We start from the raw sequence: 12,968 nt of genomic DNA on the forward strand, positions 1-12,968 counted from the left end.
AGAGATTGGCTTATCGGTTATGCCGCCGGAAGGATGGGGTTGGTGGACCGTTTACAAATGTTCAAAGAGGGGGCGGCTTTTATAATCAGATATATTTCCATTTTCATGAAAACATTCTGTAGGCATGGCTGTTTTTAAGGAGCTCCGCAATTTCCTGTTGATCGGCGAGAGCCATTTGGCTACGCCACTTTTCGGATGAAGCCTTTGGGTTTTTGTACACCGAATAGTATCTAGACTGGTCTTCGCCAGTAGAGCGGAATAAAAATTGGCGAACTTCGTCGGTGACGTCTAGGCCGATCTTCGCGAACACCGCCTCCACCACCGCTAACGGCGACTCGCATAAAGCGTCGTAGTTCACAGTCACGTCGCAGGCACGACTACTTATCGCATGGTCATTATAAACGGCCCACTTCATAGCAAGCCTCTGCACTGGCGACATAGCCGTCAAGTCGTCGGGGTCAAACCCCAGCTGAGCAGCTGTTGAAGTGTTCAGGATGCGTCGTAAAAGCTCGAAATCCTCGGCCGCGCTATAGCCACCAAATTTATTTTTCGACTCGCCCGTGAGCGTGGAATAAATTTGTCCTCCCGGGTGGCGCACGATCTGCACTATTTTTATTTGCTCTCTTAGCGCCTGTTTAATCTGGGCAACCCTGCCAAGCGACTCTATTGATTTCCACACAAGGGTGTTCGCGTCGCCGATCGGCCGTATGGGAGGCAATATCTGCGAACCGATTGCGCGCACACTATATTTTGAAATGATATTGCTGGCGCGATAAATGGTGTACTGCGCACCGGAAAAATAGTTTTTCCTGAATGTCGGTAAAGAGCCAATCACTCGTTCTTCCTGGTTGGCCCAGAACGAATTTATAGTGCGTGATACGCGGTCGAGGTCGTCATTTGTTAGCTCGCGTTCTTCGACTAGATCGAGAAAATTCAGTTTGATAGAGCTGTCGGGCTCGTGAAAATATGCAGTGTCAGGGTGGCTGTCGAATATCTTGGCCAGCCAGCTCGTTCCGGATCGAGGCATGCCGACGAGTAATATCTGCTGTTTTTTCACTTAGATTCTCGCTGTAATCGTCGAGGAGTTATAGCGGCGCTTCCGGAGTGGGGCGCGCATCCTCGCTCTGTGGGCCGGTCGCCGGATTATGTCGGTGGGCCGGGTTTGATTGATGGACATATTTTGTCGGCCCGGGATCGGATATCCGGGGAGCATGTTAGCAATGCTTTCGGTTGCAGCGGGTAGGGTAGGTGTAGGTGGCAGCCGAACCCGCGCTGCGCCAGAATTGAAGCCGAAGTACCCATCGGTCGTACGGAGCCATGCAACGCCACCCTCGCGCAGTATGAGTCCATGGACGGTCGGGCGGCTGTTCGCTCCCGACGCGAGATCTGGGCGGTTGCGGGAAAAGCAGCGCCTGCGGCTTTGCGTTGGTCCGCTCATGTCACACCGGCGTGCCGATCATATTGTGGCATTATGGCTGGGATTCGATGCTTTTCGCACTCGCGCGCAGTACCTCGGCGAGGTGGCGAAGCGTTTATGCATGCTTGGCTCGCGCCATTGAGCGGATTGGAATCAAGTGTGGCCGGCGAATCATCAAAGCGAGACATCGACAGGTGCTGGCAGCGTCAGAACCGAAAGGCTATTTCGGTAGTTAATGCGAGGGTATTACGGCGAACTGCGGGGCGTGGGTATAGTCTGGGCGCACAGGACGATCCATGAACCATTTCCACGCATTTTTAGCGCCAGGCTGATCTGAATTGGCGGCCGCTGCGAGCCCGATCTGGTAATTTGCGACAAAGCCGGTGTCGGACGCCGGGTACCCGACCATCGTGCCGGGCGGGTACGGGAATCCGTCATAGCCTTTAATGTGCTGGAGCGCCCTGGCGAGAGCCTTGTCGTCGCAACCCAGAGTCGCCAGGTGAGGGAAAGTCTTTTTATAGACGGTTCCAAAATCCGTGTAGATCGGGCTTTTGCGACTGTCGCGGACCTTGAGCGTATAAGCGCTGGCCATGACTGGGCAGAAGCCCGGGCTGTTCAGGCTGCCGACCTGGAAGCGTGAAAAATAGTTGCGCATGCGCGTGGCGCCCGCGAAACCCATATCGGCCAAGTTCCCAGCCGCCCAGTTGAAAAAAGAGATTTGCCAAGTCGCGGTTGCGGTATGGCTATCAGGCCCGGAAAGCGGGTAAGTAATCGCGTAGCCATTAGCTACGGCGCCCAGACGGTTGGCATTGGGGTTGTCGGCGTAATGGTCGTTATACCAGTGGATATTATTTTCGACCGCGGATTCGAAGTAGGATTTCAATGGTGCGTCGTCGGGTAACAGATACGCCGCATCTCCAATCGTTCTCAGTGCCCAGGCTTGGCCACGCACCTGCTCGTCGTGGACCAGGCCTTTTCGGTACCCTCGATAGGCCGGATTCTGATAGAACAAAACCCAGTCTGCCCATAGCGATAACTCCTGAGCGTAGTACCAGTCACCGGTTGCGAGGTAGGCGACATAGGCGGGTGCGCCGTGATGGGCTGTCTCGGCTTCAAGCGGGGTATTGCAGTCATGGCTGCAATGCGGAAGTCGGTCGTCGTTATGTGGAGCCACGCCGCATCTGGGTTGTTCGGCTGCCCTAATGAGGGTGGCGCAGGGGTGTCGCTCGATGGAGAGCGGATTACCCGTGTCTTTCATTCGGTAATGAACGCCATAGGCGCCCAACGCATCACTATCAGCCAGCATCCAACGGTACGCGCGATAATCATGGGGATCGACCACATAAGCGCTACTCCATTGAGGCAGTGGGCCGATCTGCGGCTGGGCGCCGGTGGCCTCCATATGGATCATGACGTCGCAGTGCTGCATTGGCGCACAGCTCTGACGCACGTGATCCAGCATGGAGGATGACAGGTCGATCCGCTGATAGCGCGGCACCGCGGGTGTGGCTTGCAGATACGGTCCGTCGAGCGCGGCGAACCAGACCGGTTGATGGGTTGTGCCCCACCAAAGCACGTGATGCCAGCGCGCCTTGTCGTAATGATCAATAGGCCCGATCCTGAACGGTTTGCCGCCCGCCACCGAGAGCGTGGCCTGATATGACACGTTCTTGGGATCGGGCTGATACGCCCAGTCGTTCTCGACGGTGGTATCCACGCGCACCGTACGGATCGGGGCCGGTCCATAGGCGCGCACGGCAAAAAACACCATCAGCCGCGAATGCGGTCGACCGTCGTCGTCGACGGGCGGAGCGCCAACCACCCACTCGCCGGCCAACGGGCCGCTCAGCCAGTGACGGCAATAGATCGCAACGTCGCGGCAATCGTTATGTCCGGCGATTCGCTTGAGCAGATCCCGTGCGTCCAGATGCCAATGTCGCCCCGAGTCATCATGCAGGCTTAAGCGGCTATCGAAGCCTGAAGCAAGAATATCGGAGACGTGAACAGCGCTCGACGGGGAGGCAGCTGCAGTCGATCCCGCGACGGCGCGTAGTATCAGCGGCTGTTTGCTGGATAAGCCGCATGGGACGTCGACCGTGATCACGGCATGACGCACCGAGCCATCAGCGTTCCGCGCCTTTACATCTGTTTGGGTCGGTAACGGTGTCGTGCCGTTCCATACGACCACACGCCGACCAGCGGGGAGATCGCCTTTCCGAAACGGCTGGCCAAAAGTCGCGGGCATGGAGCCGCGGCAATGTTGCGCGAGGCGCGCCATATGCACATCGACGATAGCCGGTGGCCTGGCGGCCATTGCCGCCTGACCGATGCAAACCTGAACCAGCAGCATCAAGCCAATGGGCAGCGCCCGCGGAGTGCGACGCAGGCATCGTGGAAAGGGTAGGGTTCGCCGCATGCGCAGTCTCCGCGTTATGCCTGTGTCGCCTGGGGGCCCTCGACCGAGCCTGCCGATGGCCAAGCGTCCAGCATGCCTACCCAGGGCGTTCAGCGCTTGACGATATCGACTTCGTTGCCGGTTCGAGTGGCCTGGTGTTTATCGAAAAGTTTCCTTGTTTCCTTGTCGTACCATGCATTGATCGGGAACGACCAGTTGAGTTCCATGTGCAGGCGGCCGCCGTCCTTGAGCTGATTGTTGAGCACGTCCTCGACAAAGAAAGCCCACTCTGCAGCCCCCCAATGCTCGTCCGTGCCGGGCCGGTTGAAGGCAAGCTGATAGGCAGTCACGTAATCGTAGGGCCGCTCTGGGGCGGGTAGCGGCTCGAACGGGTTGACCTTGTGATGAGTCCGGTTGATCTTTAGCGCGTCGATCACACGGTCGTACAGGCGGTGGTCCGGAATATCCAGCGCGGCGGATTGGTGTTCCATAAACTCGCAGATATACGGGAAGTAACCAAACCCGGTGCCGATGTCGAGAATACGACGTCCGCGGTGTTGATGAAGGCCAAGGCGGAGTGCCCGCTTGATGTTTTCGACGATCCACGGGCGGATATTGAAATATTTGAAATCGATCAGCCGTCGGTCGGGTTGCAAGACTTCTTCGTCCCGGATCGCGAGCAGTTCATCGGTGTTCAGGCTGGCCATGACATGGTCGGCCACGCGATGGGCTGTGTAGGCGTGCTGGAGCTCGCGAGGATTGAGTCGGTGGCGTTGCACTTGCGTTACCTTTTGCGGTCGGCGTCTCATCGTGCCGAAGAACAAAAATATAGATAATCCCGGTTCGCAGTGTATAACGCGGATGTTGCGCAGAGATATAGGCGGCGCATGATGGCGAGCGTACGGGGCTACGGTTTACCTATTACAATGCCGAACTCACAAAGCCGTTTTGGAGCGCTCGAATGACCGACAGCGATTTGCCGACGCCGGATACTGCCGCCGGCAAGCGTCGACGACGATTGCTGCTGCGTAAGCGACTCTATCAACGGCTCTGGGGTGGGCGTGGTGCCAACGAGACACCGTTGGTCGTGTTTATGGCAGGCACGCCGGATATCGCCAACGGTCAGGTCGTGAACGCGTTGGAGTCGAATTTCGATACCGACGTCTATCGCGCGCTCGATCCGAGGGTCTTCGAAGACCAGCGCCTGCGGCCGGACGATGTGGTACGTGGCGTGATCAGCAAGTCGCGGGCGCCGTCGGTGATTATCGTCGCCGGCGGCGAATCCGATTCGATTGGCACGTTGGTCGAGCGTTTCTCGCCGGCGCGCGTGCTCTGGTTCTACGAGCCGTTCGAACGCTTTATCGCGCGCGCGTCCCGCGTGCTCGACGAAACCGATACGCGACGATTTCTCGCCGAGAAATTCGAGCATGACGACGATTCGTTGCTTGCTTCGATCGCCAGTGCGCCGGATATCGATGCGGCCGCGGTCTGGGCGCTCACCTGGTATGCCATCCACAATGCCTATCGGCGGCAGCGGCTCAGCAAGCGCAGCGCCGCACATCTGATTTCCGAGACTGCGCTTCTGGCTGCACCGGCCGCAACGCTCGAAGGTATCTTCGAGATCATCGGCCTCGGAAACCGCCGCGGCAAACGGGCGCCTCGCATTCGGATCAAGCGCCCGCGTGGCCGCGAGTCGAGGCTGCCCGAGGCAGTACGCGGGGCGTGCGAAGAGCTCCAGGCCTGGCTGGACGCGCACGCTGAAGATCCGGCCGACGTGGCGTGATGCTCGCGGCGCAGCTCGTCGTTCTCGCTGTGATGGGCTGGGCTCTGGCATTGCTCGTACGTCACTGGCCTTATCCATCGCCGCTGACTCGGCCGCTCTTGCCGCCGCGGCAGCGCTGGCCTGAAGCGCAAATCCGTGGCTGGCTCAGGGACAAGCAATTTCACCCGCGTTATCTCGCCTTCTTCGATCGCGATCCCGAGCGGATCATACCGGTCGGGGACACGTTGCTGGCGCCGGCGGATGGCCTCGTGACCAGCGCGGACTGTCGCGATGGTACTCGCTACATTGTCATTGCATTGTCATTCTGGGACATGCACGTCCAGCGTAGCCCCGTCGCCGGCCGGGTCATGGCCGTGGAGCGGCTCGGGGCGAGCTACACCGATGGCGAGGGGCGTGAATTCACGTTTTTGCGTGAAAAGAATTGTCCGGTGCAGACGCGTACCGTGCTGGACTCTGTTATCGGGCCGGTGGCGGTGCGCCAGATCACGAGTCTGGCCGCGCGTCGCATCGAGACCTGGGTGGCGCCGGGCGCGGATGTCGAGCGTGGCCAGCGTATCGGCCGTATCCGCCTGGGCAGTACGGTCGTGCTCGAGGTGCCGGCCTCGTTGCCATGCCGGGTTCGTTGCGGCGCGCGCGTACGCGCGGGTGAAAGCCCGCTGGTCGCCATGCGCGAAGAGGGGAACTGAGTGCCCGGCTGGTTATATACGGATGGCCATCTGGGGTGGGCGTTGTTCGCCGCTCTGGTCTATACCGGTGCCGGCGTGCTGGTGGGCGATTATGTCTGGCGTCGCGTGACGATCCCGGCCAAACTATTGCTCGCTGCCGCGGTTGGCGTCTGGGTGCTCGGCCTGATCGGGCTGAGCGTGGCGCTGCGCGGCTAGGGCGGGGCACGAAACAAACGACGGAAGATTTTGTAATGAAGGTTTTTCTGACTGGCGGCGCGGGTTTTATCGGCTCGCATACGGCGCTCGTGCTGATCGAGGCCGGCCACGAGGTTGTCGTGTACGACAACCTCTCGAATGCCTCGCGTGAGTCGCTCAATCGCGTCGAGCAGCTGACGGGCGGCGAGATCGCGTTCATCGAGGGCGATATCCGCGACGGCGCGCATCTGGACCGCGTATTCGCCGATTCGAACATTGATGCGGTGATTCATTTCGCGGGCCTCAAGGCCGTCGGCGAGAGCACGGAAAAGCCGCTGGCTTACTACGAGAACAATGTGGCCGGGACGCTGACCCTGTGCCAGGCCATGGAACGGGCCCATCTGCGTACGCTCGTGTTCAGCTCATCGGCCACGGTCTATACCGAATCGCGCGACATGCCGTTGTCGGAACAAGCCCCCACGGGGCGACCGACCAACCCGTATGGCAGCTCGAAGCTGATGATCGAATGGCTGCTGCGTGATCTACAGGCCGCCGACCCGCGTTGGTCCATCGCGCTGCTGCGCTATTTCAACCCGGTCGGGGCGCATGAAAGCGGGCGCATCGGCGAAGATCCGCAGGGCCGGCCGAACAATCTGCTGCCGTTCATCAGCCAGGTCGCCGTCGGCCGGCTGCCGGAACTCGCGGTCTACGGCGACGACTATCCCACCCGGGATGGCACCGGCGTGCGCGACTACATCCATGTCATGGATCTGGCAGACGGGCATCGCGCGGCACTCGATGCCATTGCCGGCGAGGCCGGGTTGCATACCTGGAACCTCGGCACCGGCCGGGGGTATTCCGTGCTTGAGATGATTCGCGCCTTCGAGCGCGCCGCCGGTCGCGACGTGCCATACCGCATGGCGCCGCGGCGGCCCGGGGACGTGGCCGAATGCTGGGCGGACGCGTCGCGGGCCGAGCGCGATCTCGGCTGGTGCGCCGAGCGGGGCCTGGGCGAAATCATGCGCGATGCCTGGCGCTGGCAGAGCGAAAATCCGAACGGCTACCGCAATGCCGATGCCGGGCCGGCGCAAGTCGCCCGTGGCTAGCGCACGGGCGGCTCACACCCAACGAAAAACGGCGCCGATAACGGCGCCGTGAATCATCGAGATGGTGGGCGGTACTAGATTCGAACTAGTGACCCCTGCCGTGTGAAGACAGTGCTCTACCGCTGAGCTAACCGCCCGAGGACGCGCAGTTTATCCGCGCTTTTTCCGGCGGTCAACGTATATCGCCTGCGTTCAGCGGGGCCGATGCTAGACTCCCCGCGGGTTGGCAACAGTTTCCGGGCTTCGGGGTGGCCGTCATGCAGTTGATCGATCTTCAGGCGCAGTATCGGCGCATCAAGGCAGAGGTGGATGCGGGCATCCATGCCGTGCTCGATCATGGCCGCTACGTGAACGGCCCGGAAATCGAGACGCTGGAGCGGCGGCTGGCTGAATACACGGGGGCAGCGCACTGCGTGGCGCTTTCCAGCGGCACCGATGCGCTGCTGGTAACCCTGATGGCGCTGGGCATCGGCGCGGGGGACGAGGTGATCACGAGCCCGTTCACCTTCATCGCCACCGGCGAGATGATCGGCCTGCTGGGCGCGACGCCGGTGTTCGTGGATATCGATCCGTCGACCTACAACATCGATGCCAGCCGCATCGAGGCCGCCATCACGCCGCGCACCAAGGCGATAATGCCGGTGAGCCTGTTCGGGCAGATGGCCGATATGCCGGCGATCAACGCCATCGGCGAGCGCTACGGCCTGCCGGTGATCGAGGATGGTGCGCAAAGTTTCGGTGCGACGTTTGCCGGGCAACGCTCGTGCGGCGCTTCGCTATTGGCGGCGACCTCGTTCTTCCCGGCAAAGCCGTTGGGGTGCTACGGCGACGGCGGGGCGGCGTTCACCACGGATGCCGGTCTGGCCGAACGCATGCGTCAGTTGCGCAATCATGGACAGACGGCGCCTTATCACCACCCGATGCTTGGCATCAATGGCCGGCTCGATACGCTGCAGGCAGCGGTCCTGCTGGCCAAGATGGACGTGTTCGACGATGAGGTCGTGCGCCGGGAGCGTGTGGCGGCGCGTTATCGAGAGGGGCTGGCCGGGCATGTCGTCACCCCGGTACTCGATGAGCGCGCCACGAGCGTGTATGCACAGTACACCCTCCAGGTCGACGATCGCGATGTCGTTCGCAGCCGGCTCGACGCCGCCGGCATTCCGAGCGCGGTGTATTACCCGGTGCCGCTCAATCGTCAACCGCCGCTATATTCGGATGCGCCGATGCCCGAATCGGATGCGGCCGCCGGGCGCGTGCTCAGCATTCCGATGCATCCCTATCTCGACAGCGCGGATCAGGATCACGTGATCGAGGTGCTGATCTCGGCCGTACAAAAATAATCAAGCGGAGGGTTGGCAACGGCGGATCGCGTGTCTATAATGCGCCGCTCGCAAGGTCATCGGGGCCATAGCTCAGCTGGGAGAGCGCAACACTGGCAGTGTTGAGGTCGGCGGTTCGATCCCGCCTGGCTCCACCAAAGTCAGTCCCCATCGTCTAGAGGCCTAGGACACTGCCCTTTCACGGCAGCGACAGGGGTTCGAATCCCCTTGGGGACGCCATTTTCTTCAATGGCCAAAGGCCGCAAGCCGCAGGGTTTGCGGCCTTTTTTTTGTGCGCATTGCGCGTTCGCTTCATTGTCGATAAAACCCATACTGGCGAACCGTCCAACTGCTTTCCCGCCTACTCAGCACAAGGGGTCATCATGCGCATCACGATCTTCGGCACCGGTTACGTCGGCCTGGTCACCGGGGCATGCCTGGCCCACAGCGGCAATCATGTGGTGTGCGTGGATATCGACGAAGACAAGATCGCGCGGCTGACGCGCGGTGAAATCCCGATCTTCGAGCCGGGGCTGGAAGCGCTCGTGCACGAAAACGTAGACGCCGGCCGCCTGCGTTTCACGACCGACGCCGCGGCCGCCGTCGAGCATGGCATGCTCCAGTTCATCGCTGTGGGCACGCCGCCGGACGGGGATGGCAGCGCCGATCTCAAGTACGTGCTCAAGGTCGCCGAGACGATCGGCCAGCACATGAACGATTATCGGCTGGTCATCACCAAGTCGACCGTGCCCGTGGGTACCGCCGACCGGGTGCGCGAACAGCTAGCCAAGGCGATCGCCGCGCGCGGCGTGACGGTGGCGTTCGACGTGGCCTCCAACCCGGAATTCCTCAAGGAGGGGGCTGCGATCGACGATTTCATGAAGCCCGATCGCGTGGTGGTGGGCGTGGACAACGAGCGCGCGGCCGATCATCTGCGTGCCCTGTATGCGCCGTTCAATCGCCAGCACGATCGCACCATGGTGATGGATCTCCGCTCGGCCGAGCTGACCAAGTACGCGGCCAATATCATGCTGGCGACCAAGATCAGCCTGATGAACGAACTGTCGCAGGTGGCCGACCGGCTCGAAGCCGATATCGAGCAGGTGCGCAAGGCGATAGGCGCCGATCATCGCATCGGCTATCACTTCATCTACCCGGGCTGCGGTTTCGGTGGCTCCTGTTTCCCCAAGGACGTACGCGCGCTGGCGCACACCGCGGCCAAGATCGGCTACGACACCGAGATCATCAACGCCGTCGAGCGCGTCAACAACCGTCAGAAGACGGTATTGTTCGACAAGCTGCACGCGCACTTCGGCGGCGACCTGGCCGGCAAGACCATTGCGCTGTGGGGCCTGGCGTTCAAGCCGAATACCGATGACATGCGGGAAGCGCCGGCCTGTACCCTGATGGAAGCGCTTTGGCAGGCCGGCGCCACGGTGCATGCCTTCGATCCCGAAGCGATGGAGGCGACGCGCCGCATCTACGGGGCGCGCGATGATCTCGTGCTTTGCCGGAACGCCGAGGAGGCCGCCACGGATGCCGATGCGCTCGTGCTGGTCACCGAGTGGCATATTTTCCGGACGCCGGACTTCAACGACTTGGCGCGGCGCATGCGGCAGCCGGTATTGGTCGACGGCCGTAACATCTACAAGCCGTCGTATGTCGCCGCCGCGGGTTTTTCGTATTACGGCATCGGACGCTCCGCCGCCTCTGGCGCATTGCGCGCGGTGGGATAGAATACGCCGCGTTTCAATCCGACGATTGGCACTGGGAGCCCGGAAATGCCGATTTACGAATATGTGTGTACGAATTGTGGTGAGCCGCTGGAGAAGCTGCAGAAGCTGTCCGATGCGCCGCTGACCGATTGTCCGGCCTGTGGCCAGGCCGCGCTCAAGCGCAAGGTCTCGGCCGCGGGTTTTCGTCTGGCCGGCGGCGGCTGGTACGAGACCGACTTCAAATCCGATAATCGTCGCAACGTCACCGGCGACGGCAATGCGTCGAAGCCGTCTTCGGCCGGCGAGTCGTCGAGTGGCGGCGCATCGTCCGGCGGCGAGTCGAAATCCGCGGATGCGGGCAGCAAGGCGAGCGGCGAGTCGAAAAGCGCGAAACCGGCGCCCAAGTCGTCGAGCGCCGGTAGCGATTGATGCCGGGGGCGAGCCGCGCCTACCAAGCGCGCGGCTCGAGCCGAATTATTCACGCCGGGCTACCGGCCGGGGCCGGGCTCTTGGTAGACTCGCGCTCTTTTGCGAGGCTTGAGGCGCGCGCCATGATGCGATCCCACTACAGCGGCGAAGTCACCGCCGCTGCGATTGACAGCGAAATCACCGTCTGCGGCTGGGTGCACCGGCGCCGCGACCATGGCGGGGTGATCTTCGTGGATCTGCGCGATCGCAGCGGGCTGATCCAGGTCGTGTTCGATCCCGACGAGGCCGAAACCTTCGCCGCCGCCGAGCGCCTGCGCAGCGAATACGTGATCAAGGTCACCGGCCGCGTGCGGGCGCGCCCGGAAGGCACGGTCAACGCGAATCTGGCCTCGGGCGAGATCGAGGTCTACACCACATCGCTGGAAGTCCTCAACGCCTCCGAAACGCCGCCGTTACAGCTCGACGAGACCGAGACGGTCGGCGACGCCGCGCGCCTGCGCTATCGCTATGTCGAGCTGCGCAAGCCGCGCATGCAGCGCCACATGCAGCTGCGCGCGCAGGTCACCCGCGCCGTGCGCCACGCGCTGGACGATCTCGGCTTTCTCGATATCGAAACCCCGATCCTGACCCGCGCCACGCCCGAAGGCGCGCGCGACTATCTGGTGCCGAGCCGTACCCAGCCGGGGCATTTCTTCGCGCTGCCGCAGTCGCCGCAGCTGTTCAAGCAGCTGCTCATGGTTGCCGGCATGGACCGCTACTACCAGATCGCGCGCTGCTTCCGCGACGAGGATCTGCGCGCCGACCGCCAGCCCGAATTCACCCAGATCGATATCGAGGCCTCGTTCGTCGATGCCGACGACATCATGGGCATCAACGAACGGATGATTCGCCAACTGTTCGACGACGTGCTGGGGGTGAAACTGCCCGACCCGTTCCCGCGCATGCCCTACGCAGAGGCCATGCGGCGCTTCGGTTCCGACAAGCCGGACCTGCGCATCGACCTGGAGCTGGTCGACATCGCCGACCTGGTCGCGGATGCGGAGTTCAAGGTGTTCTCCGGCCCGGCCAACAGCGACACCGGCCGCGTGGCCGTGCTGCGGGTGCCGGGCGGCGCCAGCCTCACGCGCAAGCAGATCGACGGTTATACCGACTTCGTCGGCCGCTACGGCGCCAAGGGTCTGGCCTACGTCAAGATCAGCGACGTCGCCAGGGGCCGCGAGGGCATGAGCTCGCCCATCCTCAAATTCCTGTCGGACGACGCGGTCGCCGGCATCGTCGAGCGCACGGGCGCGGCCGACGGCGATCTGTTGTTCTTCGGCGCGGATGCCACGAGCGTGGTCAACGACGCGCTGGGCGCACTGCGCGTCAAGCTCGGCCACGATCTGGGCCGTGTCCAGGGCGACTGGGCCCCGCTGTGGGTGGTCGACTGGCCGATGTTCGAATACGACGAGGCCACCAAGCGCTGGTATGCCGCGCATCATCCGTTCACCGCGCCCGCGGTCGACGACCCCGAAGCGCTCAAGGCGGCGCCACACCAGGCGATGGCCAAGGCGTACGACATGGTCCTGAATGGCTCGGAGATCGGCGGCGGATCGGTGCGTATCCACTCGCCCGAGATGCAGCAGGCCGCCTTCGAGGTACTGGGCATCACGCGCGAGGAGGCCGAAGAGAAATTCGGCTTCCTGCTGGAAGCGCTCAAGTTCGGTGCGCCGCCGCATGCCGGCATCGCCTTCGGCCTGGATCGTCTGGTGATGCTGATGGCCGGCGCGGACTCGATCCGCGAGGTAATCGCCTTCCCGAAGACCCAGACCGCGACCGACCTGCTGACCGGCGCGCCGGGGACGGCCGACGCCGCGCAGCTGCGCGAGCTCGGCATCCGTCTGCGCGCCAAGCCGGCGGCCGGCGAATCCGGCGGCGACGCGGCCGGCTGAGCCGATGCTGAAG

At 62.3% G+C, this 12,968-nt stretch carries 11 protein-coding genes and 3 tRNA genes; 10 read left to right on the forward strand and 4 right to left on the reverse strand.

The window, feature by feature from the left end; all coding sequences use genetic code 11:
- Positions 1-103 precede the first annotated feature (103 nt).
- From ACS8Y6_RS09825 to ACS8Y6_RS09835, 3 genes are all read right to left on the reverse strand, one after another.
- Positions 104-1,057, reverse strand: coding sequence for a sulfotransferase (locus tag ACS8Y6_RS09825; RefSeq protein ID WP_440855470.1), 954 nt, complete (start codon positions 1,055-1,057; stop codon positions 104-106).
- A gap of 592 nt (positions 1,058-1,649) precedes the next feature.
- Complete coding sequence (locus tag ACS8Y6_RS09830) at positions 1,650-3,833, reverse strand: hypothetical protein (RefSeq protein ID WP_440855471.1); 2,184 nt, start codon at positions 3,831-3,833, stop codon at positions 1,650-1,652.
- An 89-nt stretch (positions 3,834-3,922) separates the two neighbouring features.
- Positions 3,923-4,534: a hypothetical protein gene (locus ACS8Y6_RS09835; protein ID WP_440855472.1), complete on the reverse strand. Its 612-nt coding sequence runs from the start codon at positions 4,532-4,534 to the stop codon at positions 3,923-3,925.
- 239 nt (positions 4,535-4,773) lie between these two features.
- Here ACS8Y6_RS09835 and ACS8Y6_RS09840 point away from each other — a divergent pair, with 239 nt between their 5' ends.
- The 4 genes from ACS8Y6_RS09840 to galE all read left to right on the forward strand — a co-directional run bounded on the left by ACS8Y6_RS09840 (position 4,774) and on the right by galE (position 7,561).
- A complete protein-coding gene (locus tag ACS8Y6_RS09840; protein ID WP_440855473.1) occupies positions 4,774-5,595 on the forward strand; it encodes a hypothetical protein in 822 nt (273 codons plus the stop codon).
- Between the two features lie 98 nt (positions 5,596-5,693).
- Positions 5,694-6,281, forward strand: a complete 588-nt coding sequence (locus ACS8Y6_RS09845) for a phosphatidylserine decarboxylase (protein WP_440855474.1) — start codon at positions 5,694-5,696, stop codon at positions 6,279-6,281.
- Positions 6,282-6,476 (forward strand): hypothetical protein, encoded by a 195-nt coding sequence (locus ACS8Y6_RS09850; protein ID WP_440849697.1) that lies wholly within the window; start codon positions 6,282-6,284, stop codon positions 6,474-6,476.
- 35 nt (positions 6,477-6,511) lie between these two features.
- Positions 6,512-7,561, forward strand: coding sequence for a UDP-glucose 4-epimerase GalE (gene galE, locus ACS8Y6_RS09855; RefSeq protein WP_440855475.1), 1,050 nt, complete (start codon positions 6,512-6,514; stop codon positions 7,559-7,561).
- Between the two features lie 62 nt (positions 7,562-7,623).
- On the opposite strand, the gene ACS8Y6_RS09860 is transcribed toward galE, so the two are convergent.
- Positions 7,624-7,698, reverse strand: a tRNA-Val gene (locus ACS8Y6_RS09860).
- A 120-nt stretch (positions 7,699-7,818) separates the two neighbouring features.
- Here ACS8Y6_RS09860 and ACS8Y6_RS09865 point away from each other — a divergent pair.
- From ACS8Y6_RS09865 to aspS, 6 genes are all read left to right on the forward strand, one after another.
- Entirely contained in the window at positions 7,819-8,901 is a 1,083-nt protein-coding gene (locus ACS8Y6_RS09865) for a DegT/DnrJ/EryC1/StrS family aminotransferase (protein ID WP_440855476.1), read from the forward strand.
- Between the two features lie 61 nt (positions 8,902-8,962).
- Positions 8,963-9,038: transfer RNA gene (locus tag ACS8Y6_RS09870), tRNA-Ala, on the forward strand.
- A gap of 6 nt (positions 9,039-9,044) precedes the next feature.
- A tRNA-Glu gene (locus ACS8Y6_RS09875) sits at positions 9,045-9,120 on the forward strand.
- Between the two features lie 143 nt (positions 9,121-9,263).
- Complete coding sequence (locus ACS8Y6_RS09880) at positions 9,264-10,616, forward strand: UDP-glucose dehydrogenase family protein (protein WP_440849704.1); 1,353 nt, start codon at positions 9,264-9,266, stop codon at positions 10,614-10,616.
- Between the two features lie 45 nt (positions 10,617-10,661).
- The gene (locus ACS8Y6_RS09885) at positions 10,662-11,024 is read left to right on the forward strand and encodes an FmdB family zinc ribbon protein (RefSeq protein ID WP_440849705.1); all 363 of its coding nucleotides are present in this window, start codon (positions 10,662-10,664) and stop codon (positions 11,022-11,024) included.
- A 125-nt stretch (positions 11,025-11,149) separates the two neighbouring features.
- Positions 11,150-12,955: an aspartate--tRNA ligase gene (aspS, locus tag ACS8Y6_RS09890; RefSeq protein WP_440849717.1), complete on the forward strand. Its 1,806-nt coding sequence runs from the start codon at positions 11,150-11,152 to the stop codon at positions 12,953-12,955.
- Positions 12,956-12,968: the final 13 nt, after the last annotated feature.

The sequence above is a fragment of the Salinisphaera sp. RV14 genome, from assembly GCF_052044135.1.
GTDB lineage: Bacteria > Pseudomonadota > Gammaproteobacteria > Nevskiales > Salinisphaeraceae > Salinisphaera.

Coding starts and splice junctions, on each gene's coding strand:
- aspS (WP_440849717.1), top strand. CDS start 11,150: ATGCGATCCCACTACAGCGGCGAAGTCACCGCCGCTGCGATTGACAGC.
- ACS8Y6_RS09865 (WP_440855476.1), top strand. CDS start 7,819: ATGCAGTTGATCGATCTTCAGGCGCAGTATCGGCGCATCAAGGCAGAG.
- ACS8Y6_RS09840 (WP_440855473.1), top strand. CDS start 4,774: ATGACCGACAGCGATTTGCCGACGCCGGATACTGCCGCCGGCAAGCGT.
- ACS8Y6_RS09880 (WP_440849704.1), top strand. CDS start 9,264: ATGCGCATCACGATCTTCGGCACCGGTTACGTCGGCCTGGTCACCGGG.
- galE (WP_440855475.1), top strand. CDS start 6,512: ATGAAGGTTTTTCTGACTGGCGGCGCGGGTTTTATCGGCTCGCATACG.
- ACS8Y6_RS09830 (WP_440855471.1), bottom strand. CDS start 3,833: ATGCGGCGAACCCTACCCTTTCCACGATGCCTGCGTCGCACTCCGCGG.
- ACS8Y6_RS09885 (WP_440849705.1), top strand. CDS start 10,662: ATGCCGATTTACGAATATGTGTGTACGAATTGTGGTGAGCCGCTGGAG.